This is a genomic window from Streptomyces mabaensis, from assembly GCF_053763515.1.
On record NZ_JBSOPZ010000002.1, the window covers coordinates 244,595 to 266,263 of the forward strand.

The 21,669-nt window shown below is 72.0% G+C and carries 17 protein-coding genes; 9 read left to right on the forward strand and 8 right to left on the reverse strand.

All coding sequences use genetic code 11. The features are described from left to right. Positions 1-41: 41 nt before the first annotated feature. The 4 genes from ACWV17_RS02715 to ACWV17_RS02730 all read left to right on the forward strand — a co-directional run bounded on the left by ACWV17_RS02715 (position 42) and on the right by ACWV17_RS02730 (position 2,770). Positions 42-833, forward strand: coding sequence for an ABC transporter ATP-binding protein (locus tag ACWV17_RS02715; protein ID WP_455352065.1), 792 nt, complete (start codon positions 42-44; stop codon positions 831-833). Continuing rightward, positions 820-1,713 carry an ABC transporter permease gene (locus ACWV17_RS02720; protein WP_455352064.1) on the forward strand — a complete coding sequence of 298 codons (894 nt, stop codon included), beginning with the start codon at positions 820-822 and terminating at the stop codon, positions 1,711-1,713. Before ACWV17_RS02715 ends, ACWV17_RS02720 begins: the two co-directional genes overlap by 14 nt. A 5-nt stretch (positions 1,714-1,718) precedes the next feature. Next, on the forward strand, positions 1,719-2,471 hold the full coding sequence (locus ACWV17_RS02725; RefSeq protein ID WP_455352063.1) for a sirohydrochlorin chelatase: 753 nt from the start codon (positions 1,719-1,721) through the stop codon (positions 2,469-2,471). A gap of 107 nt (positions 2,472-2,578) precedes the next feature. Next, entirely contained in the window at positions 2,579-2,770 is a 192-nt protein-coding gene (locus ACWV17_RS02730; protein ID WP_455358310.1) for a DUF4236 domain-containing protein, read from the forward strand. Here the strand turns inward: ACWV17_RS02730 and ACWV17_RS02735 are convergent. After that, a complete protein-coding gene (locus ACWV17_RS02735) occupies positions 2,739-3,302 on the reverse strand; it encodes a DUF1697 domain-containing protein (protein WP_455358311.1) in 564 nt (187 codons plus the stop codon). The genes ACWV17_RS02730 and ACWV17_RS02735 overlap by 32 nt on opposite strands. Before the next feature lie 72 nt (positions 3,303-3,374). After that, positions 3,375-4,571: a S8 family peptidase gene (locus ACWV17_RS02740; RefSeq protein WP_455358312.1), complete on the reverse strand. Its 1,197-nt coding sequence runs from the start codon at positions 4,569-4,571 to the stop codon at positions 3,375-3,377. Between the two features lie 387 nt (positions 4,572-4,958). On the opposite strand from ACWV17_RS02740, the gene ACWV17_RS02745 reads away from it, so the two are divergent. Together ACWV17_RS02745 and ACWV17_RS02750 are read left to right on the forward strand one after the other, a co-directional pair. Further along, a complete protein-coding gene (locus ACWV17_RS02745; RefSeq protein ID WP_455358313.1) occupies positions 4,959-7,232 on the forward strand; it encodes an MMPL family transporter in 2,274 nt (757 codons plus the stop codon). A 168-nt stretch (positions 7,233-7,400) separates the two neighbouring features. Continuing rightward, the gene (locus ACWV17_RS02750) at positions 7,401-8,252 is read left to right on the forward strand and encodes a phosphotransferase (protein ID WP_455358314.1); all 852 of its coding nucleotides are present in this window, start codon (positions 7,401-7,403) and stop codon (positions 8,250-8,252) included. Positions 8,253-8,432: 180 nt separating this feature from the next. Here the strand turns inward: ACWV17_RS02750 and ACWV17_RS02755 are convergent, their stop codons facing one another. From ACWV17_RS02755 to ACWV17_RS02770, 4 genes are all read right to left on the reverse strand, one after another. After that, positions 8,433-9,155 (reverse strand): exonuclease domain-containing protein, encoded by a 723-nt coding sequence (locus ACWV17_RS02755; protein WP_455358315.1) that lies wholly within the window; start codon positions 9,153-9,155, stop codon positions 8,433-8,435. Between the two features lie 96 nt (positions 9,156-9,251). Continuing rightward, the gene (locus tag ACWV17_RS02760) at positions 9,252-10,508 is read right to left on the reverse strand and encodes an SAV2148 family HEPN domain-containing protein (protein WP_455358316.1); all 1,257 of its coding nucleotides are present in this window, start codon (positions 10,506-10,508) and stop codon (positions 9,252-9,254) included. A 100-nt stretch (positions 10,509-10,608) separates the two neighbouring features. Beyond that, the gene (locus tag ACWV17_RS02765) at positions 10,609-11,958 is read right to left on the reverse strand and encodes a copper amine oxidase (protein ID WP_455358317.1); all 1,350 of its coding nucleotides are present in this window, start codon (positions 11,956-11,958) and stop codon (positions 10,609-10,611) included. 47 nt (positions 11,959-12,005) lie between these two features. After that, on the reverse strand, positions 12,006-12,842 hold the full coding sequence (locus ACWV17_RS02770) for a Tat pathway signal sequence domain protein (protein WP_455358318.1): 837 nt from the start codon (positions 12,840-12,842) through the stop codon (positions 12,006-12,008). Between the two features lie 153 nt (positions 12,843-12,995). Here ACWV17_RS02770 and glgX point away from each other — a divergent pair, with 153 nt between their 5' ends. Further along, positions 12,996-15,113, forward strand: a complete 2,118-nt coding sequence (glgX, locus tag ACWV17_RS02775; RefSeq protein WP_455358319.1) for a glycogen debranching protein GlgX — start codon at positions 12,996-12,998, stop codon at positions 15,111-15,113. Here the strand turns inward: glgX and ACWV17_RS02780 are convergent. After that, the gene (locus ACWV17_RS02780; RefSeq protein WP_455358320.1) at positions 15,067-16,404 is read right to left on the reverse strand and encodes an MFS transporter; all 1,338 of its coding nucleotides are present in this window, start codon (positions 16,402-16,404) and stop codon (positions 15,067-15,069) included. The genes glgX and ACWV17_RS02780 overlap by 47 nt on opposite strands. A gap of 81 nt (positions 16,405-16,485) precedes the next feature. On the opposite strand from ACWV17_RS02780, the gene treY reads away from it, so the two are divergent. Next, the gene (gene treY, locus ACWV17_RS02785) at positions 16,486-18,867 is read left to right on the forward strand and encodes a malto-oligosyltrehalose synthase (RefSeq protein WP_455358321.1); all 2,382 of its coding nucleotides are present in this window, start codon (positions 16,486-16,488) and stop codon (positions 18,865-18,867) included. A gap of 21 nt (positions 18,868-18,888) precedes the next feature. Here treY and ACWV17_RS02790 read toward each other — a convergent pair whose 3' ends face one another. Further along, positions 18,889-19,437, reverse strand: a complete 549-nt coding sequence (locus ACWV17_RS02790; RefSeq protein ID WP_455358322.1) for an FHA domain-containing protein — start codon at positions 19,435-19,437, stop codon at positions 18,889-18,891. Between the two features lie 209 nt (positions 19,438-19,646). Between ACWV17_RS02790 and treZ the strand changes: the two genes are divergently transcribed. Next, on the forward strand, positions 19,647-21,392 hold the full coding sequence (gene treZ, locus ACWV17_RS02795) for a malto-oligosyltrehalose trehalohydrolase (RefSeq protein ID WP_455358323.1): 1,746 nt from the start codon (positions 19,647-19,649) through the stop codon (positions 21,390-21,392). The last annotated feature ends 277 nt before the right edge of the window (positions 21,393-21,669 follow it).

Consider the following 21,669-nt stretch of genomic DNA (forward strand, 5'->3'; position numbering starts at 1 on the left):
CCGACCGACCGCTACCCCCACGTTCCCAGGAGGTGACGACCATGGCCACCACGCTCGCCAAGGCTGCCGAGGGCGGCACGGCGGTGTCGCACGCCGCGCGTATCGAGCACGTCTCGAAGTCCTTCGCCGGACCTGCCGGGCCGCAGCTCGTACTGGACGACATCACCCTCGATGTCGCACCGGGCGAGTTCGTCACCCTCCTGGGAGCCTCCGGGTGCGGGAAGTCCACGCTGCTCAACCTGGTCGCCGGGCTCGACAAGCCGACCGTCGGGTCCATCGAGACCCCCGGCGGCCGGCCGGCCCTGATGTTCCAGGAGCACGCCCTCTTCCCGTGGCTGACCGCGGGCAAGAACATCGAACTCGCGCTGCGCCTGCGTGGCGTCCCGAAGTCCGAGCGCCGTCCGGAGGCCGAGCGGCTGCTGGACCTGGTCCGGCTCGGCGGCGCGTACCGCAAGCGGGTGCACGAGCTGTCGGGCGGGATGCGCCAGCGGGTCGCACTGGCCCGTGCGCTCGCCCAGGACAGCGAACTGCTGCTGATGGACGAGCCGTTCGCCGCGCTCGACGCCATTACGCGCGACGTGCTGCACGACGAGCTGACCCGCATCTGGCGCGAGACGGACGTCTCGGTCCTCTTCGTCACCCACAACGTCCGCGAGGCCGTACGGCTCGCCGAGCGTGTGGTGCTGCTGTCCTCCCGGCCGGGCCGGGTGGCGCACGAGTGGACTGTGGACATCCCGCACCCGCGCCGCATCGAGGACGCCGCCGTCGCGGAGCTGTCCGTCGAGATCACTGAACAACTGCGTGGGGAGATCCGCCGACATGGCCAGCACTGATACCGGCCCCAAGGTCGCCAAGACCGACGACCTCGCCGGTCTCGAAGCCGGCCTGGACGCCCTGGACGCCGTACAGATCCGCCGCACCCCGGTGCGTCAGGTGCTGCTGCAGAAGGTGCTGCCGCCGCTGGTGGCCGTCGCCCTGGTGCTGATCGTCTGGCAGGCGCTCGTCTGGGCCCAGGTCACCGAGGACTACAAGCTGCCGGCGCCGTCCGCGGTGTGGGACAGCGTGTCCGACATGTGGCTGAAGGGCACGCTGCTGGAGGTCGTGTGGACCAGTGTGTCGCGTGGTCTGCTCGGCTTCCTGCTCGCGCTCGCCATCGGCACCCCGCTCGGCCTGCTGGTGGCCCGGGTGAAGTTCGTCCGCGCGGCGATCGGCCCGATCCTTTCCGGCCTCCAGTCGCTGCCCTCGGTCGCCTGGGTACCGCCGGCGGTGATCTGGCTCGGCCTCAACGACTCGATGATGTTCACGGTGATCCTGCTCGGCGCCGTCCCGTCGATCGCCAACGGCCTGGTCTCCGGTGTGGACCAGGTGCCGCCGCTGTTCCTGCGGGCCGGCCGCACCATGGGCGCCACCGGTCTGCGCGGCACCTGGCATGTGGTGATGCCGGCGGCGCTGCCCGGTTATCTGGCGGGCCTGAAGCAGGGCTGGGCGTTCTCCTGGCGTTCGCTGATGGCCGCCGAGATCATCGCCTCCTCGCCCGAGCTGGGCCTGGGGCTGGGGCAGTTGCTGGAGAACGGCCGCAACAACTTCGACATGCCGGGCGTGTTCCTGGCCATCCTGCTGATCCTCATCGTCGGCATCGCGATCGACCTGCTGATCTTCAGCCCGCTGGAGCGCGCGGTGCTGCGCGGCCGCGGCCTGCTGGGGAGGAGCTGACCCCGATGCACCGCCCGGTTCTCCTCGTCATCGCCCACGGCAGCCGCGACCCGCGGCACGCAGCGGCCGTCCATGCCCTCACCCGGCGTGTGCGGTCGCTGCGTCCGGGGCTGCGCGTGGAGACCGGTTTCCTGGACTTCAACGCGCCGAGCGTGCCTCAGGTCCTGGAGCGGCTCGCGGCCGACGGGGTACGCGACGTGGTCGCGCTCCCGCTCCTGCTGACCCGCGCCTTCCACGCCAAGGCGGATATCCCGGCCGTGCTGCGTGAGGCGTCGGCCCGGCTGCCGCGGCTGAACATCCGCCGGGCCGAGGTGCTCGGCCCGTCGCCGCTGCTGCTGACCGCCCTGCACCGCCGGCTGTACGAGGCCGGCGTGGCGCCCGGCGACAAGCGCTCGACGGGACTGGTCCTGGCCTCGGCGGGCTCCACAGACCCGGAGGCGATCGCAGTGATCGCTGAAATCGCGCGGGAGCTGCGGCACACCGGTTGGTGCGCCGTGCGGCCTGCGTTCGCCTCCGCTGCTCTTCCGCGTACGGAGGACGCCGTACGCGCCCTGCGCGCCGAGGGCGTGAGCCGGGTGGCCGTGGCCCCGTACGTCATCGCGCCCGGCTTCCTGCCGGACCGCATCGCCCGCGGGGCCCGGGAGGCGGGTGCGGACGTACTGGCGGACGTACTGGGCCCGGCGCCGGAGCTGGCCCGGCTGCTGGTCGAGCGCTACGACGAGGCGCGGGAACCGGCGCGGGTCGCGATCGCCGTTTAGGTTCTGTCCTCGCGCCGTGCCGCCGGCCGGGGGGCGATGACAGAACCGTGGCCCCGCTGTGACAGCGGGAGAGGGCGGTTGCTGCACCATGGGGGCAAGGAGGCGATATGTCGTTCTACTACCACAAGCGCATCACGCTCATCCCGAAGCTGCTGCACCTCAACCTCAGCAGTCACGGCTGGTCGGTGACGTTCGGATCGCGCCGGGCCCATGTCACCCGGGACAGTCACGGCCACCGCAGCGCGTCCGTGCGGCTGCCGGGCGGGTTCAGCTGGCGGCACCGGTCCCGCCGGCACTGAGCTCCACCAGCTTGACGACGGTGTTCCAGTTGCGGGTGGTGGCGTCGATGCCCTTCAGCAGCGCGGGCCGGGCGAGGGCCTCCGCCAGCTTGGAGCGGCCGAGGCCGCCGGGGGTGTGGAGGTAGATGACCCGGTCGCCGAGCCGGAACTCCTCCGGCAGAAACGCGGCGGGGTCCAGCGAGGCGAACCGCTCGGGACCGGCCTGCGCCGAAAGGAACGTGGCGTGCAGCTGCTTGCCCTCCAGCGTGTCCGCGGGAAAGGGACAGGCGTCGGCGACGGCCCGTATATACGCCCCCTCACGCACCAGGCAGGAGACGCCGAAGCCGAAGCGGGCCTCAATGGCCTTCTCCAGCCCGGCGGCCAGCGCGTCCGGGTCGTCGGACGGGCTGCTGAACACCGCATTGCCGCTCTGCAGGTACGTGCGGACGTCCCGGTGCCCCAGCTCCCCCAGGACCGTGCGCAGTTCGGCCATGGGCACCTTCTTGTACCCGCCCACGTTGATGCCGCGCAGCAGCGCCACGTACGTCGTCATGAACCAACCATAAGACGGCCGCCGCGCCCCGTGGGGGTGGGCGCGGCGGCCGCCGGACGGTTCCTGGAGGTGCTACTCGACGACCTTCAGCAGCTTGTTGGGCGTCCCCTCGCCCGGGTTGGCGATCTTGTCCGGTGTGGCGCCCTCGATCAGCGCGCCGGCCACCTGCTCCGGCGTCGCGTCCTGGTGGTTCCCGAGGTAGACGGCGGCGGCGCCCACCACGTGCGGGGTCGCCATCGACGTACCGGAGATGGTCTTCGTGCCCCCGTCGGCGTCGTTCCAGGTGGAGGTGATGTCGGAGCCGGGGGCGTAGATGTCCACGACCGAGCCGAAGTTGGAGAAGTCCGACTGCTGGTCGTCCTGTGTGCTGGAGGCGACGGTGATCGCCTCCTGGACCCGGGACGGCGAGCCCTGGCCCGCGTCGCTCGACTCGTTGCCCGCCGCCACGCCGAAGGTGACACCGGACGCGATGGCCTTGCGCACGGCCTCGTCGAGCGCCTCGTCGGCGCCTCCGCCCAGACTCATGTTCGCGACGGACGGCCCCTGGTGGTTCTTGGTCACCCAGTCGATGCCGGCGACGACCTGCTCGGTGGTTCCCGAGCCGTTGTCGTCGAGCACCCGGACGCCGACGATCTTCGCCTTCTTGGCGACTCCGTGCGACGCGCCGGCGATGGTCCCGGCGACGTGCGTGCCGTGGCCGTTGCCGTCGTCCGCGCTGTCGTCGTTGTCGATGGCGTCGAACCCGTGCGAGGCACGGCCCTCGAAGTCCTGGTGACTGATCCGGACACCGGTGTCGATGACGTACGCCGTGACGCCCTCACCGGCGGCGTCCGGGTAGGTGTACTTCTTGTCGCCCGCGGTGTCGGCCTGGTCGATGCGGTCGAGGCCCCAGGACGGGGGGTTGTCCTGGGTGGCGTTGATGGTGAACTTCTTGTTCTGGACGACCTTGCCGACGTGCGGGTCGGCGGCGAGCCGCTTCGCCTCGGTCTCCGAAAGACCGGAGGCGGAGAAGCCGTTGATGGCGGAGGAGTAGTTGCGCTTGAGCTCGCCGCCGTACTTCTTGGCGAGCTGCTTCTTGTCCGCCTTCTCGTCCAGGATGACGATGTAGCTTCCGCTGACCGCGCCCTTGGCGCCGACGCCGTAGACGGTGCCCTCGGCGGGGGCCGCTCCGGCGAGCGGGGAGGTCAGCAGGGTGACGCCGGCCGCGGCCGCGACGGCGGATATCGCCGCGGTGAGCCGGATCTTGCCTGCGCGCTTGTGAGTTGCCATGAAGAGAGATCTCCTCGTGTGCTGTGTGGGGGGTTCACGCACTTGCTGCAAGAGCCCCCGGAGACCGCAAGATCTCCCGGGGCTGGTTCGAAACCCTGACGGATTGACGCGCGCAGTTCAAGGCCGCCCGGTGGACCCCAACTTGTTCAACAAGGTTTCTTAATAGGAAGGTCTCGGGTCCTCCGCAGGATGGTCACACTTGTCGGCTCTCCGTTACATGTAAGGGGCTTCCGTCCTTCTTGGTGGGGATGTCGCGTCACCGTAAGGAGTAGTCGGCGGGCCGCCGGTTCACCGGGCAGCAGGACGAGACGCCGCGCCCCGGCGCCTAGCGTCGGGAGGGAGGAGGCGGCGCGGTGCCGCCACCGCTCACGAGGGGGCATGCCCGGCATGGGGAAGCAGGCAGGGGACACACCACGGGGGATCGCCGCCCGGGCGGGCGGGTGGAGCGCCCGGCACCGCTGGGCGGCGGTCGGCATCTGGGTGCTGTTCGTCGTACTCGCCATGGGACTTGGCTCGGCCGCGGGCCGGGTCGATGTGAAGCAGAGCGAGCAGCTGTCCGGCGAGGTCGGACAGGCCATGAAGATCATCGAGGATGCGGGGATCGAGGAACCGGCGGGCGAGACCGTCCTCGTTCAGGCGGCTGACTCGTCAACGAAGGCGACGGACCCGGAGTTCCGGGCCGCTGTCGCCGATGTGATGAAGGCGGTCCTGGCCACGGGTGAGGCGACCGCCGTGACGTCTCCGTACGACACCAAAACCATCTCCCGGGACGGCCGTTCGGCGCTCGTGCAGTTCAACGTGCGCGGCGATCCCGAGACGGCGACCGAGCGCATCGAGCCGGTGCTCGCGGCCGTGGCGGAGGTCCAGGGGGAGCACAAGGAGCTGGTGATCGAGGAGATCGGCGGCGCCAGCATGAACAAGACGTTCGAGGACGCGTTCGGTGACGACTTCAAGAAGGCCGAGTTCTCCGCGGTCCCGGTCGCGTTCGGCATCCTGCTGATCGCCTTCGGCGCGCTCGTCGCCGCGCTGCTGCCCGTCGCCCTGGCGCTCACCGCGATCATGGCGACCATGGGTCTGATGGCCGTCGTCAGCCACGTCATGCCGATGAGCGAGACCGCGAACTCGGTGATGCTGCTGGTGGGTCTCGCGGTCGGTGTCGACTACTGCCTGTTCTATCTGCGGCGCGAGCGCGAGGAGCGGGAGGCCGGGCACGACGGCCGGACCGCCATCGCCATCGCCGCGGCGACCAGCGGCCGCGCCATCCTGGTCTCCGGCATCACCGTGATCGTCGCGATGGGCGGCATGCTGTTCACCGGCCTCGCCGAGTTCGAGGCGATGGGGCTGGCCTCGCTGATGGTCGTCGCGGTGGCCATGGTGGGCTCGGTGACGGTGCTGCCCGCGCTGCTCTCGCTGCTGGGCGAGCGGGTGGAGAAGGGCCGGGTGCCGTTCCTGAACCGCGTCAGGCGCGGCCGCGGCAACGCGGGCGGGGAGAGCCGCTTCTGGCGCGCCGTCCTCGGCGGCGTCCTGCGGCGGCCGAAGCTGTCGCTGGTGGTGGCCGCGGGCGCGCTCACCGCGATCGCGCTGCCGGCGGTCGGGATGAACACCCAGAACCTCACCCTGGACCAGGAGTTCGGCGACTCACTGCCGATCGTGCGTACGTACGAACGGGTGAACGCGGCGTTCCCCGGCGGGGCCGATCCGGCTCAGGTCGTCGTCAGGGCCGAGGACATCAACGCGGCGCCGGTACAGCAGGCCATCGCGGACTTCCGCCGCCAGGCGGTCGCTTCGGGGGCGTCGCGGGGCCCGGTCGACGTCGTCACGCACGACAAGCAGAACATCGCGGTCATCGACGTCCCGCTGGTCGGCGGCTCCGACCAGGACAAGGCCGTCAAGAGCCTGGACCTGCTGCGCGACGAGATCCGGCCGGACACCCTGGGCAAGGTCGACGGCGTCGAGGCGCCGATCAGCGGCGCGGTCGCCGGATCGAAGGACTTCAACGACCAGATCGTCGGGGCCGTGACACCGGTGTTCGCCTTCGTGGTCGTCTTCGCCTTCCTGCTGATGCTGCTGTCCTTCAGGTCGCTGACCATCGCGGTCACCTCCATCATCCTCAACCTGCTGTCGGTGGGCGCGGCGTACGGCATCCTGACCGCCGTCTTCCAGCACGGCTGGGGAGCCTCGCTGGTCGGAGCCGAGGGGGTGGGGGCGATCGTCTCGTGGCTGCCGCTGTTCCTCTTCGTGATCCTCTTCGGGCTCTCGATGGACTACCACGTGTTCGTGGTGTCCCGGATCCGCGAGGCGAAGCTGCAGGGCAGGACCACCCGGGACGCGATCACCCACGGTGTGGTGACGACGGCGGGGGTGGTGACGAGCGCGGCCGTGATCATGGTGGCGGTCTTCGCGATCTTCGGCACCCTGTCGATGCAGTCCATGAAGCAGATGGGTGTGGGTCTCGCGGCCGCGGTGCTCATCGACGCGACGATCATCCGCGGTGTGCTGCTGCCGGCCGCGATGGCACTGCTCGGCGAGCGCAACTGGTACCTGCCGAAGTGGCTCCGGTGGCTGCCCGACCTGACCCACGACGAGGTCGCCCCACCGCCGCCGGTCCCCTCGCGGGGTGTGCAGGACGGCGATGACGAGCGCGAACGGGTCCGCGTCTGACGGCGCGCAGGACGAGCGGAGGGGTCCGGGAGCGACGCGCTCCCGGGCCTCTCCCCGTCCGGGATGGCGCAGACACGGATGCGAGACTTGGCGGATTCACCACGATCGGCACGCTGGTCAGCACGACGACGGGTACTACGGCCGGCACGACGGCCGGCGGGAGCGACGATGGACGAGGTACGGGCGCGGGAGGTACTGACCGCGGCAGGCCTGACCCCCGGCGCCGAACTGCTGGCGCTGGGTGAGAACGCGGTGTTCGCGGCCGGCGGCCTGGTGGTCAAGATCGGCCGCGACGCGTCGCTGCTGGAGCGGGCGGAACGCGAACTGGCCGTCGCCGGCTGGCTCGCCGACGCGAACGTGCCGGCCGTACGGGCGGCCGAGCCCGCGCCCCGGCTGGTGGACGGCCATCCGCTGACTCTCTGGCACCGCCTCCCGGACGCCGTACGTCCCGCCGGCCCACGCGACCTGGCCCGGCTGCTGCGCGCGGTGCACGCCCTGCCCTCACCGCCGTTCGCACTCCCCCGCCGGGATCTGCTCGGCGGGGTCGAGCGCTGGCTGCGGCTCGCGAGCGACGCGATCGATCCCGCTGACGCGGCGTATCTGCGCGAGCGGCGCGACGGCTTCGCCGCGGCCGCGGCCGCGCTCACACCCCGGCTCCCGATGGGTCCGATCCACGGCGACGCCCTCCCCCGCAATGTGCACATCGGACCGCACGGCCCGGTCCTGGTGGACCTGGAGACGTTCTCCGCCGATCTGCGCGAACACGATCTGGTGGTGATGGCCCTCTCCCGCGACCGCTACGGCCTGACGGCCGAGGCGTACCGGGAGTTCACCGATGAGTACGGCTGGGACGTACGCGCCTGGGACGGCTGCGCGGTGCTCCGGGGCGCCCGGGAGACGGCGAGCTGTGCCTGGGTGGCCCAGCACGCGCCCGCCAACCCCAAGGCGCTCGCGGAGTTCAGGCGCCGGGTGGCCTCCCTGCGCGACGACGACCCCGAAGTCCGCTGGTGCCCGTTCTGAGTACCGGGTGAGCCCCTTCCCCGTCCACGTGGCAGGAGGCCGGCCCGTACACATGCGCGGCGCCCACCGCTGCGCCCCCCCGCCTCCGGTCTCTCGCGCTCCGAGTGCCCGTTCGCTCGCGCCCCTTGGCCGCGCCCCGAATGCCCCTTCACCGCGCCCCGGGCGCCCGCTCGGCCGGGCTCAGCCCGTCGCGCGTATCAGCTCGCGCAGCGGCCACGCCCCGTCCACCACCGCGTCCGGCGTCCCCTTCCGGCGCAGGAAGCTCTGGAAGTCCGCCGCCCACTGCGCGTACCACTCGATCTGCTGCGCGTGCAGCTCCGCGAGTCCCAGCGCGCCGACCTTCGGGTGCCGCTCGGCTATCGCGTACGCCACCCGGACCGCCGCCAGGGCGTCGGCCCCCGCCTCGTGCGCCGCGTCGAGGACGATCCCGTACTCCGTGCAGACCGCCTCCAGCGTGCGCTTGCCCCGGCGGTAGCGGTCGACGGCCCGGTCGATCGTGTACGGGTCGATGACGGGGCCGGCCGGTGCGCCGTCCAGCCGGTCGGAGAGCGACGGCAGCCCGTACCGCTGGAGTTCGGCCGTGAGGAGCGTCAGGTCGAAGGCCGCGTTGTACGCCACGACCGGCACTCCGGTGCGCCAGTGGTCGGCCAGGACCGAGGCGACCGAGTCCGCGACCTCGTCTGCGGGTCTGCCCTGCGCCGAGACACGGGCGTTGGTGATGCCGTGCACCGCGACGGCCTCCTCGGGGATCGGCACCCCCGGGTCGGCCAGCCACTCCCGATAGGCCGTGGGCCTGCCGTCCCTCACCTCGACGACCGCGGCCGTCACGATCCGCGCCTCCCCCGGATCGGTGCCCGTCGTCTCCAGATCGAAGCCGATCAGCGTCTCGCGGTGCCAGCCCATCGCGGCCCTCCCTCATGCATGGTGCGTCCCCCTGTGGAGAACTACCCTCGCACCCGCCACTGACAATCGGGACTCGGGACCCTCAGACCCCGTCCCTCAGGACACCGGACGGGAGTCCATCCACACGGATTCGAACTCCTCCCGGTATGTCGCGAACAGCCCGTGTTCCGCGTCCTGGTCCTGTCCGGACCTGACCACGCTGCGGCGCCCTCCGCCCCGCAGCACGAGCACGGGCGCCTCCATCCCGCGGGCCCGCCGCAGATACGACTGGACGACGGCTATGCCGCCCGACCCGTCGCCGTCCACCAGGTAGGCGGTGAACCGCGGGGTCTCGTCGAAGACATGGATCTCGAAGGCGTCCGGGTCCCGCAGCCGGCTCCTCACCCGCCGCACATGGAGGATGTTCATCTCCACCGTTCGGCTCAACTCGCCCTTCTTCAGACCGAGTTCCCGCTCCCGCCGCTTGACCGCGCTGCTGGCCGGATTGAGGAACAGCAGCCGGACCCGGCAGCCGGACTCGGCGAGCCGGACCAGCCGGCGGCCGGAGAAGTTCTGCACGAGGAGGTTCAGGCCTATGCCGATCGCGTCCAGCCGGCGCGCGCCGCCGAACAGGTCCTCGGCCGGGATCTGACGCTGCAGCCGCACCCGGTCGGGGTGGACGGAGATGACATCGGCGTAGCGGTCGCCGACCAGGTCCTCCACGGCGTCGATGGGCAGCCGGTCGGCGACCGGCACCCCGGCGTTGCTGCCCAGGATCTCCAGCAGCCGCGCCGAGGCCCGCTCGGCCTGGGCGAGCACCGTCTCGGACAGCGCGCGGTTGCGCGAGACGACGTTACGGGTGACCTCCAGTTCGTCCAGCGCCAGTTCGACGTCCCGCCGGTCGTCGAAGTACGGCTCGAAGCACGGCCAGTGCTGGACCATGAGCTCGCGCAGCTGCGGGAGCGTCAGGAAACTCAGCACATTGTCGTCCGCGGGATCCAGCAGGTACCCCTTGCGGCGGCTGACCTCACGCACCGCCACCGCCCGCTGCACCCACTCCTGGCCCGCCGGTCCCGCCGCCGCGACGACCCAGTCGTCCTCGCCGTGCACCGGTTCGTAGATGGGCCGGAGCACCGCCGCGACCACGGCACGCAGCCGCTGTTCGACGAGATTCAGCCAGATGTAGGCCCGCCCGGCCCGCTGGGCGCGCGTGCGCACCTCGCCCCAGGCGTCGGCTCCCCATTCCAGCTCGGGTCCGATCTGAGATCCCGTCTCCATCGGCCGTGCCAGGGACACCGCTCCGGGCGGGACGTCTGTGGGGCCGCCCTCGTGACCTGTGTCACCAGGGGGCAGCTCCAGCCCTCCCGAGCTCACCCGCGCACCGCCTTCCGCTCCCCCTGCCAACGATCAAGGAAGGGTACTCCGCGAGCGGGAGGCGGTGCAGCCGGATGGACAGGCCGGTTTGCCAACTCCCCTATTCGTAGTTGCCGTTCTGGCCGGCGAGGGCGGGCGGAGTGAGCGGATTCATAGCGGTCATGTCACGCGGGCTGAGCTGGAAGCCCTGCCAGTGGACCGGCATCGGCTGCTGGTCCTCGTCGCGCGCGATGTGGTGGAAGCCGATGTTGACCCACGTGATGGGGTGTTTCAGCGTCTGTCCGTTGACCCACTTGTCGACGCTCTTGCCCGCGCCCGCCCCGCAGTTGCGCAGATTGTTGCTCGCGAACTGCTCACACTTGTTGAACTCGGTGAAGTAGACGTCGTGCCGGGTGAAGCCGCGCCCCGGGTACTTGGTGGTCGCGCCGGGCACGATCTCGTACGACCGCGGGTGCCCGTCCTTGTTCCGGCCGGCCGCGCTGACCATCCGCCACCACCGCATCGCCTTGGCGTCGCCGGCGAGTTCTTTGGTGACCGGCATCCTGGTGGTCTTCGTCTTCGGGGTACCTCCGCCGGCCACGGGGGTGACGACCGAGTCGTACTGCTCGACCTTGTTGCCGGACGAGCCGTCGAGGCCGAAGTTCAGCCGCCAGAAGACGTTGTGGCTGTGGCTGGTGGCGGAGTCCTTGGCGCCCTTGCCGATCGGCCAGCCGCGCCCGTCGCCCGCGTCGTAGTCGTCGTACGAGAGGCTGCCGGTGGCGCCGACGTTGGCGGATATGGTGCCGTCGTCGGCGAACCGCCACTCGGTGATGTACTCGTACCAGCCGACCTGGTTGACCGTGTAGACGAGCAGGTCCTTGCCCTGCGCCGCCCACGCCTTGTTCGCCTGCTCGCCCGCCATCCGGTAGGCGTGCCCCCGGGACCGGGTGGTGGTGCACAGGCCCTTGACGTTGGCCTGGGAGGGCTCGAACGCGTCCGGTACCTTCACCGTCTTGATGGTGCCGCCCGGGCACTCGCCGGGGGTCAGCTCCTGGAGTCCCTGTCCGAAGCCCTGGCCGGTGAGGTCGTCCCACTCCCACTGGCCGTCGTCGTAGGGGACGTGGATCTGGGCGAGCTTCGCGGTGGTCAGGACCCGGATCGGCTTGGCCTCGCCCTTGGGCTGGTAGGAGACCTTGTCCAGGACCAGCCCGGCCTCGCTCTCGTAGTGCCAGCACATCCGCCAGGTCGTCCCGCCGGAGAGTTTCTGCTCGATCCTGTACGCGGCACTGCAGTCGGCGGGCGGTGCGGGGGCCTTGGCAGCGGACCCGGCAGCGGACCCGGGAGCGGACCCGGGAGCGGCTGCCTGCGGAGCGGCCGGCCGGGGCGCGGCTGCCGCCGGCCCCGTCGCCGCCGTGGCTCCGCCGGCCAGCGCGGCGACGGCCAGCGCGACCGCGACTCTGTTCTTGTGCATGAGGTCATGACTCCTTGTGCGACGCGAGGAGAAGAGGAGAACCGGAATCAGCGGAGCCGGGCGACGGTCCGGGCGCTGAGGTCGACGATCAGGGTCCGGGTGTCGATCCAGGGACCGTTGCGCACCTTGGTGAAGAGCCGGACGCAGCGGTGCTGCCCGCAGTCGGCGAGTGCGGGCGGACCGGGGTTCTCCGCGTTCACGCGGTAGACGCCGCCGCTGAGGGTGAGCTGATCGGGTGAGGTGAGCGCCTTGCCCGTGGCGTCCTTGTAGTCCGCCTTCAGCCCCGCCCCGAGCGGACTGGCCAGCAGCAGCCGGGCGGCCTCGACGGCCTCTTCCCGGCTGGGCGGCGGCTGGACCCCGCGCTGGGTGTCGGTCTGCTCGACCTTGCCGGTGGAGAGATTGACGGTCCGGGTGACCAGGGTGTCGTCCGTGTAGTCGTAGTACGAGATCTCCGCGCGGCGCGGCGCGCCGGCGTCGTCCACCTCGTCCGGCCGCAGCTCCGCCAGATTGGTGGTGATCCGCTGCGGCCCCCGGTCTCCCCCGACGTCCGTGCTGCTCATGCGCAGGCCCCGGTCCAGCGCGATCCGCTCGGCGCGCGCCAGCTCGGCGTCGGTGAGCGGGTCCCGGCCGGTGCCGGTCTCCCCCTCGGCGGGCGCCGCCTCGGCGACACCGGGGGCGACGGCCTGCCCCCGCCCCGACTGCCCGTCCCGCGCCCCGTCCGGCTGCCCGGCCGCGGAGCGGGCGGCGGCGCTCCCGTCGGACGGGCCGTCCGCGGCCCCTGCCGCACCCGGCAGAGTGACTCCCACCATGACGGCCGTGCCGGTCACCGCGATGGCCGCACCCGCCACTACTTTGCCCAGGTGGCGGCGTACTGTTCTGCGCACATCTTCCCCCTCACGTGCATACCGGGTATGCGTGGTCACCCGGTAGGACGGGACCAAGTCACGCCTGGTTGCCCCTCTTTGGGGGAAGATCTGGGGGAAGATCTGAGCGAAGAGACCCCCCGCACCCGGATCAGGAATGGAAGAGTCCTATCTATGCAGGTCTGGCCGGGACAGGCGTATCCCCTCGGCGCCACGTACGACGGCGCCGGCACCAACTTCGCGGTCTTCTCCGAGGCCGCCCGACGGATCGAGTTGTGCCTGCTGCACGACGACGGATCGGAAACGGCGGTGGAGCTGCGCGAGACGGACGCGTTCGTCCGGCATGCCTATCTGCCGGGCATCATGCCCGGCCAGCGGTACGGCTTCCGGGTGCACGGCCCGTACGAGCCGGGCAACGGGCATCGCTGCAACTCGGCGAAGCTGCTGCTCGATCCGTACGCACGTGCGATCAGTGGGCGGGTGGACTGGAACGAGTCCGTCTACGGCTACCACTTCGGCAAACCCGACTCCCGCAACGACATGGACTCGGCTCCGCACATGATGAGCTCGGTCGTGGTCAATCCGTACTTCGACTGGGGCAACGACCGGCCGCCGCGGACCGAGTACCACCACACCGTGCTCTACGAGGCCCATGTCAAGGGCCTGACCATGCTGCATCCGGCGCTCCCCGAGGAGCTGCGCGGCACGTACGCGGCGCTCGCGCACCCGGCGGTGATCGAGCACCTGACCGAACTGGGGGTCACGGCGCTGGAACTGATGCCGGTGCACCAGTTCATCAACGACCACCGGCTGGCCGACGACGGGCTCAGTAACTACTGGGGCTACAACACCATCGGCTTCTTCGCCCCGCACAACTCCTACGCGTCCTGGGGTGACCGCGGCCAGCAGGTGCTGGAGTTCAAGTCGGCCGTCCGGGCCCTGCACGAGGCGGGCATCGAGGTCATCCTCGACGTGGTCTACAACCACACCGCGGAGGGCAACCACCTCGGCCCCACGCTGTCCTTCCGCGGCCTGGACAACGCCTCGTACTACCGGCTCGGCAACGATCCCCGGTACTACACGGACACCACGGGCACCGGGAACTCGCTGCTGATGCGCAGCCCGCACGTCCTCCAGCTGATCATGGACTCGCTGCGCTACTGGGTCACCGAGATGCATGTGGACGGCTTCCGCTTCGACCTGGCCGCCACCCTGGCCCGGCAGTTCCACGAGGTGGACCGGCTGTCCTCGTTCTTCGACCTGGTGCAGCAGGACCCCGTGGTCAGCCAGGTGAAACTGATCGCCGAGCCGTGGGACGTCGGTGAGGGCGGCTACCAGGTCGGCAACTTCCCGCCGCTGTGGACCGAGTGGAACGGCAAGTACCGGGACACCGTACGGGACCTCTGGCGGGGCGAGCCGCGCACGCTCGCGGAGTTCGCGGGGCGGCTGACCGGGTCCTCCGACCTCTACCAGGACGACGGACGGCGGCCCCTGGCGTCCATCAACTTCACCACCTGCCACGACGGCTTCACCCTCCACGACCTGGTCTCGTACAACGAGAAGCACAACGAGGCCAACCGGGAGGGCAACCGGGACGGTGAGAGCCACAACCGGTCCTGGAACTGCGGGGCCGAGGGGCCGACCGACGACCCGGAGGTGCTGGAACTCCGGGCCCGCCAGATGCGGAACTTCATTGCGACGCTGATGCTGTCGCAGGGCGTGCCGATGCTCAGCCACGGCGACGAGTTCGCCCGCACCCAGGGCGGCAACAACAACGCGTACTGCCAGGACAACGAGATGGCCTGGGTGCAGTGGCCCGAGGAGGGCGAGGAGCCCGGCGCGCTGCTGGCCTTCACCCGGGCGATGGTGGGGCTGCGGCGGGACCATCCGGTCTTCCGGCGCCGCCGGTTCTTCCACGGCCGCCCGGTGGAGGGCACGCACGACGAGCTGTCCGACATCGCCTGGTTCACCCCGGAGGGGGAGGAGATGAAGCAGCGCGACTGGCAGGCCCAGCACGCCAAGGCGCTGTCCGTCTTCCTCAACGGCCAGGCGATCTCCGAGCCGGGCGCCCGGGGTGAGCGGATCACGGACGACTCGTTCCTGCTGATGTTCAACGCCGGCGCCGACCCCATCGACTTCGCGGTGCCGGTCAATCACGGCAGGGAGTGGGAGGTGGTGGTCGACACCGCCCGGCCGGACGGGGTGCCGCCCGGTACGGGGCCCAAGGTCGCGGCCGGCGAGCGGGTCACCCTGGTGGGACGGAGTCTGACCGTGTTGCAGCGGCCGGGCTAACAGCGCGTCCCGGGGTCTCGGCCGGCCCGTACGTCGCACGGGCCGGCCGTACCGGGGTGAACAGGGCCAGGCACAGGCACAGCGCCGCCGCCCCGACGGCGACCAGGAACGCTCCGGCCGGCCCGTGCTGCTCGGCCAGCCGGCCGGAGAACGCCACGGCCAGCGCCATGCCGCCGACGATGGCGCTCGACGCGAAGGCCATCGCCTCGGAGAGCCGGGCCGGGTCCACCGCGCGCTCGATCAGCGCGAACGCCGTGATCAGGTGCGGGGCGTACGCGGCACCGAGCACGACGACCACCGCGTACAGCGCCCAGAGGCTGTCGGCGGCGAGCAGCGGGAGCGAGAACAGCAGCGCGGCCGCCGTCGCGGTGCGCCAGCGCAGCCGCAGGCCGATCCTGGCCGGCAGCGCGCCCATCGCCAGGCCCACGACGGCGCTCATCACACCCATGGCGGCATAGACGAGTCCCGCCTGTTCCGGCCGGCCCAGCCGTTCGGTGAGTGCGGCGATGCCGGCCTGGCTCGCACCGAACATCGCGCCCTGGAGGGCCAGGGCGGCGCACAGCGCGTACACCACGCCCGAGGGGCCCGAGGGCCGGGTCCGGCGCCGCGCGCCGTCCGGGACGGTCTGCGGGTGCACGGCCCGGGCGGCGGCCGGACGTACCGCGGCCCCAGCGGCGGGGGGCAGCGCCCGCGCGGTCGGGTGCAGCGCGAACCAGGTACCGAACACCGCGATCAGTGCCGCCGCCCCGCCCAGCGCCACGGCGGGATGGGCCGCCACGGCCGCGATGCCGACGAGGGCCGGGCCGAGGACGAAGGAGACCTCGTCCAGGGTGCCCTCGAGCGAGAGGGCGTTGTTCACCACGCGGTCGTCGTGCCCGCCCCGGCGGGCAAGCGCCACCAGCCGGGCCCGCGCCAGCGGCCCGATCAGCGGTACGGTCGCGCCGGCCAGCGCGCCGAGACACGCGAGGGCGACCGTGCCCAGCCCGGCCAGCGCCCCGGCGACCAGCGCGGCGACGGCCACGGCGTTGAGCCAGGAGGCGACCAGGACGACGGGCCGCTGCCCGCGGCGGTCCGCGAGCCGCCCGAGCAGCGGCCCGCACACCACCTGGCCGGCGGCGAGCGAGCCGCCGACCGCCCCGGCCGTGGCGAGCGAGCCACTGGTCTCGGCGACCAGCAGCACGCTGCCGAACTGACACATCGCGGTGGGGAGCCTGCCCAGGAAGGAGACCACGGGGAGGAGTGGTCCGGTCAGGGCAATCACCTTGCGGTAGGTGTCAATCGCTGCGGCCATCAGCCGAAGTTAACGCGCCGCGCCCAAATGGATGCATGAGGTGATGACACAGAAGCCGCCCAGCCGGGTACGTACGTTCGCATGACACCCACCGCCACGTACCGGCTGCAGCTCCAGCCCGAGTTCCCGTTCTCCGCCGCCGCGAAGGCGGTGCCGTACCTGGCCTCGCTCGGCGTCTCGCACCTGCATCTGTCCCCGGTGCTGGAGGCCGTACCCGGCTCTTCGCACGGCTACGACGTCGTCGATCACACCCGCGTCCGCCAGGAGCTGGGCGGCGAGGAGGGGCTGCGCGCGCTCGCGCGCACGGCCCGCTCCCACGGACTCGGCCTGGTCCTGGACATCGTGCCCAACCACATGGCCGTCCCCGTGCCCGAGCGGCTGAACCGGCCGCTGTGGGAGGTGCTGCGGGAGGGCCCGCACTCCCCGTATGCCGACTGGTTCGACATCGACTGGGACGCCGGCGGCGGCCAGGTCCTGCTGCCCGTGCTGGCCGCACGCGTCGGCGACGAGCTGGACAAGCTGCGCGTCGACGGCGACGTGCTGCGGTACGCGGACCACGAGTTCCCGCTGCGTGAGGGCACCGCGCAGCTGCCCCTTCCGGAGCTGCTCGACGCCCAGTGGTACCGGCTCGCCTGGTGGCGGCTGGCCAGAACCGAACTCAACTACCGGCGGTTCTTCACCATTTCGGACCTCATCGGGGTGCGGGTGGAGGATCCGGCGGTGTTCCGGTCGACCCACGCCAAGATCCTCGAACTGCTGGCGGACGGCGTGGCCGAGGGCCTGCGCATCGACCACCCGGACGGGCTGGCCGACCCGCCGGCGTATCTGCGCAGGCTGAGCGAGGAGACCGGCGGCCGCTGGACGGTCGTCGAGAAGATCCTCAGCGGGCCCGAACGGCTGCCGGTCGGCTGGCCGGTCGCCGGAACCACCGGCTACGACGCGCTGCGCCGTGTCGACGGGCTGTTCACCGACCCCGAGGGTCTCGCCGGACTCCTCGGCCGCTTCCGCGAGTTCGCGGCCCCGGACGACGACCGCGGCGGGCACTGGGAGGCGACCGCCCGTCGGGCCGCGTACCACGTGGTGACGCATGAACTGGCCGCCGAGGTCGGCTTCCTCACCCGGACCGCCGCCCGGATCTGCGCGGCCGGTCCGGAGCTGCGCGACCACGCGCCCTGGGCCTTGCGCACCGCCGTCCGCGAGCTGCTCGTCCGGGTGCCGGTCTACCGCCCGTACGCGACTGCCTCCGGCCGCTCCCCCGCCTCCGGCCAGGCCGAGGCCGCGGTGAGCGAGGAGGCCGCCCGCCGGGCGCGCGAGGCGTTCCCGGTGCCCGAGGAGGCCGACGCGGTCGATGTCGTACGGGACCTGGCGCTCGGCAGGCTGGGCACCGGCCCCGACCACACCGCCTTCTGTGCGCGGTTCGCCCAGACCTCCTCGGCGCTGCGCGCCAAATCCCTGGAGGACACGGCGTTCTACCGCTACACCCCGCTGGTCTCGGCCACCGAGGTGGGCGGCGAGCCCGGGCATCCGGCGGTGACGCCCGGGGAGTTCCACGCCTTCTGCGCCCACCTCGCCCGCGACTGGCCGGCCACCGGGACCGTCCTGTCCACGCACGACACCAAGCGCAGCGCCGATGTCCGGGCGCGGATCGCCGTCCTGTCCGAATGCCCGGACCGCTGGGGCGAGTTCCTGGCCGGGGTCACCGAGGAGGCGGCGCGCCTGGACGGCGGCCGCGCGCCCGATCCGCAGCTGGCCTGGGTGGCCTGGCAGACCGCGGTCGGATTCGGCTCGCCGGACCGGGACCGGCTGGTGGGGGCGCTACTGAAAGCCGCCCGGGAGGCGGCGCTGCACACCAGCTGGACCGAGGCGGACCCGGACTACGAGCGGGCGGTCGCGGCGTTCGTCGAGGCGGGCCCGGCCGGTCCGCCGGGCGCATCGGTCGCCCGGTTCGCGGCTGAGCTGGATCCGTACGTACGGGCCAACGTGCTCGGCGCGACGCTGCTGCACCTGACCATGCCGGGGGTGCCCGACCTGTACCAGGGCAGCGAGCGGGAGTTCCTCGCGCTGGTCGACCCGGACAACCGCCGCCCGGTGGACTTCCCCGATCCCCTTCCGGAGCAGCTGGACCTCTCCGACGAGAAGCCGGCGCTCACGGCCACCGCGCTGCGGCTGCGCCGCCGCCACCCGGAGCTGTTCGGCGACTCGTCGACGTACACGCCGCTGACCGCGCACGGGCCGGCGGCGGACCACTGCGTGGCCTTCTGCCGCTCGGGCGAGGTGGTCACGGCCGTCACCCGGCTCTCGCTGCGGCTGGCGGAGGCGGGCGGCTGGCGCGACACCGTACTGGAGCTTCCGGCCGGCCGGTGGGCCGATCTGCTCGCCCCGGGACGGGAGTGGGAGGGCGGGGCGACCGCGTCGGCCGGACTGTTCGCGGAGCGGCCGGTGGCGCTGCTCAGGCGGCTGTAGGCCGTGTCCTGGGGACGGCGGTCAGCGCGACGCGAGGCGGAACGCCATCCGCCCGAAGCTCACCAGATCGCCGTCCCGGACCACCGCCGCGCCCGTCACCCGGCGGCCGTTGACGGTGGTGCCGTTCGTCGAGCCCAGGTCCCGCAGCACCCACAGCCCGCCCTGCAGGCTCAGTTCGGCGTGCACCCGCGAGACGGTGTCGTGGCTGAGCCGCAGCCCGCTGGCCGGGTCGCGGCCGATCCGCAGCGGGTACGCGGTGGGCTGCGGGAAGAGCAGCTTGGGCAGCCGCTCGGCGAGCCAGGCCCTGCGCAGCCGTTCGGAGAACGCCGAGGCCGAGCCGACCCAGCCGTACAGCCGCCGCGCCCACGGGCCTTCGGTCTGCAGATCGGCGGTGAGCGCGGCCAGTTCATCGGGCCGGCGGGCGACGAGGGCGAGTTCCATGCGCCGGATGAACGTGTCGTGCGACAGCTTCCCCTGCGCCGCGCCCTCCCTGAGCACGCCCAGTACCCGGTCCCGCTCGTGGTCCGAGAGCCGTGCCGGGTACGTGTGGAACTCGTAGGAGGACGTCACAGAGGTGATTGTCGGGCCGCGGGGCCGGAGTGTCCAGAAGGACCGCTCCCCCCGGCGGAGCTGACCTGCGCCGACGTTGGCACGGCGACCTGCCGGCCGAATCCATGCATGCCGTCTTCGCCAGGGCGGGATATCCGGTGATTCAGGAGCGAATCCACTGCATCTGACGCACCATGGTGGTCACGTGTCGGCGACGAGGGGATCCGTACGTGCAGTTCGAGGTGTGGGCACCAGAGGCAGACCGGGTCACGCTCCAGGTGGAGGGCGCCGCTCATCCGATGGAGCGCGATCCGGAACGCGCCGGGTGGTGGACGGCCGAGGCGCGGGCGGCCGACGGTGACCGCTACGGCTTCCTGCTCGACGACGGCCCGCTGCTGCCGGACCCGCGCTCCAGGCGCCAGCCGGACGGGCCGGACGGCGCGAGCGCGGTCGTCGAGCACGACCGGTTCGCCTGGGCGGGCGCGCAGCCCGGCCGCCGGCTCGCGGCCGCGGTGCTGTACGAGCTGCACATCGGCACGTACACCCCGGAGGGCACCTTCGACGCCGCCGCCGCGCGCCTGGGCCACCTGGTGGAGCTGGGGGTCACCCATGTGGAGCTGATGCCGGTCTGCCCCTTCCCCGGTACGCACGGATGGGGGTACGAGGGGGTGTCGCCGTGGGCGGTGCACGAGCCGTACGGCGGTCCCGAGGGACTCAAGCGCTTTGTCGACAAGGCACACGCCCACGGGCTCGGGGTCGTCCTCGACGTCGTCCACAACCATCTCGGCCCGTCCGGCAACCATCTCCCCGCCTTCGGGCCGTACTTCACCGACACGCACCACACCCCGTGGGGCTCGGCGGTGAACCTGGACGCCCCGGGCTCCGACGAGGTGCGGGCGTATCTGACCGGCAGCGCGCTGGCCTGGCTGCGCGACTACCGCGTCGACGGGCTGCGGCTGGACGCGGTGCACGCGCTCGCCGACACCCGCGCGCTGACGTTCCTGGAGGAGCTGTCCGCGGCCGTGGACGCGCTGGCGGCCGAGCAGGGACGGCCGCTGTTCCTGATCGCCGAGTCCGACCTGTGCGATCCCCGTACGACGACGCCCCGGGAAACCGGGGGCCTCGGCCTGCACGCCCAGTGGAACGACGACTTCCACCACGCCCTGCACACCGCACTCACCGGCGAGGCGCAGGGCTACTACGCGGACTTCGCCCGCGCACCGCTGGCCGGCCTCGCCAAGACCCTCACGCACGTCTTCTTCCACGACGGTACGCACTCCGCGTTCCGGGGCCGGACGCACGGCCGGCCCGTCAACCGGGTCCGTACGCCCGCCCACCGCTTCCTCGGCTACGCGCAGACGCACGACCAGGTAGGCAACCGCGCGCTCGGCGACCGCCTCTCCGCGACCGTGTCCCCCGGGCTGCTGGCGTGCGCGGCCGCCGTGGTGCTGACCGGCCCGTTCGTGCCCATGCTCTTCATGGGCGAGGAGTGGGGGGCCCGTACGCCCTGGCAGTTCTTCACCGACCACACCGATCCGGAACTCGCCGACGCGGTACGGCGCGGCAGGCGGCGGGAGTTCGCCGCGCACGGCTGGGCGGCGGAGGAGATCCCGGATCCGCAGGATCCGGCCACCCGCGACCGGTCGTGCCTGGACTGGGCGGAGCCCGCGCACCCCGAGCACGCCCGGCTGCTCGCCTGGCACCGGGCGCTGATCGCGCTGCGCCGCGGTCAGCCGGATCTCGGCGACCCGGATCTGGCGGCGGTGCGCGTCGCGTACGACGAACAGGCCCGGTGGCTGACCTTCCGGCGCGGTGACCTGCGTATCGCCGTCAACCTCGGCAAGGAGCCGGCCGAGATCCCGCTCGGCGGCAACGGCACCCAGGTCCTGGCGGCGTGGGAGCCGGTGCGGCCGCCCGGCCCGGACGGGCTGCTGCACCTGCCGGGCGAGTCGTGCGTGGTCCTCGGCCCGGCGTGACCAGGGGGTGTCCGGCCGATGAGACCGGGCACCCCCCAGGGCCTGTCCGGCGGATCAGGGCCGGATAGGACGCGGCGTCTGGTGCGGTGCATCGCAAGGCGCCGGAGTGCCCTAATAGCGGAGCTATTCGGGCATTTCGGCAACGCGGCGAGGTGCCGTGCCAGACGTCGTGGCCCCGGCCAAGATCCGCCGGACAGGCCCTAGTTGTATTGATCACGAGCGTTGTTGACACTCGGTAGGTCTTGAACATGGCGAAGACCTCCGGTGTGGTGGGAGC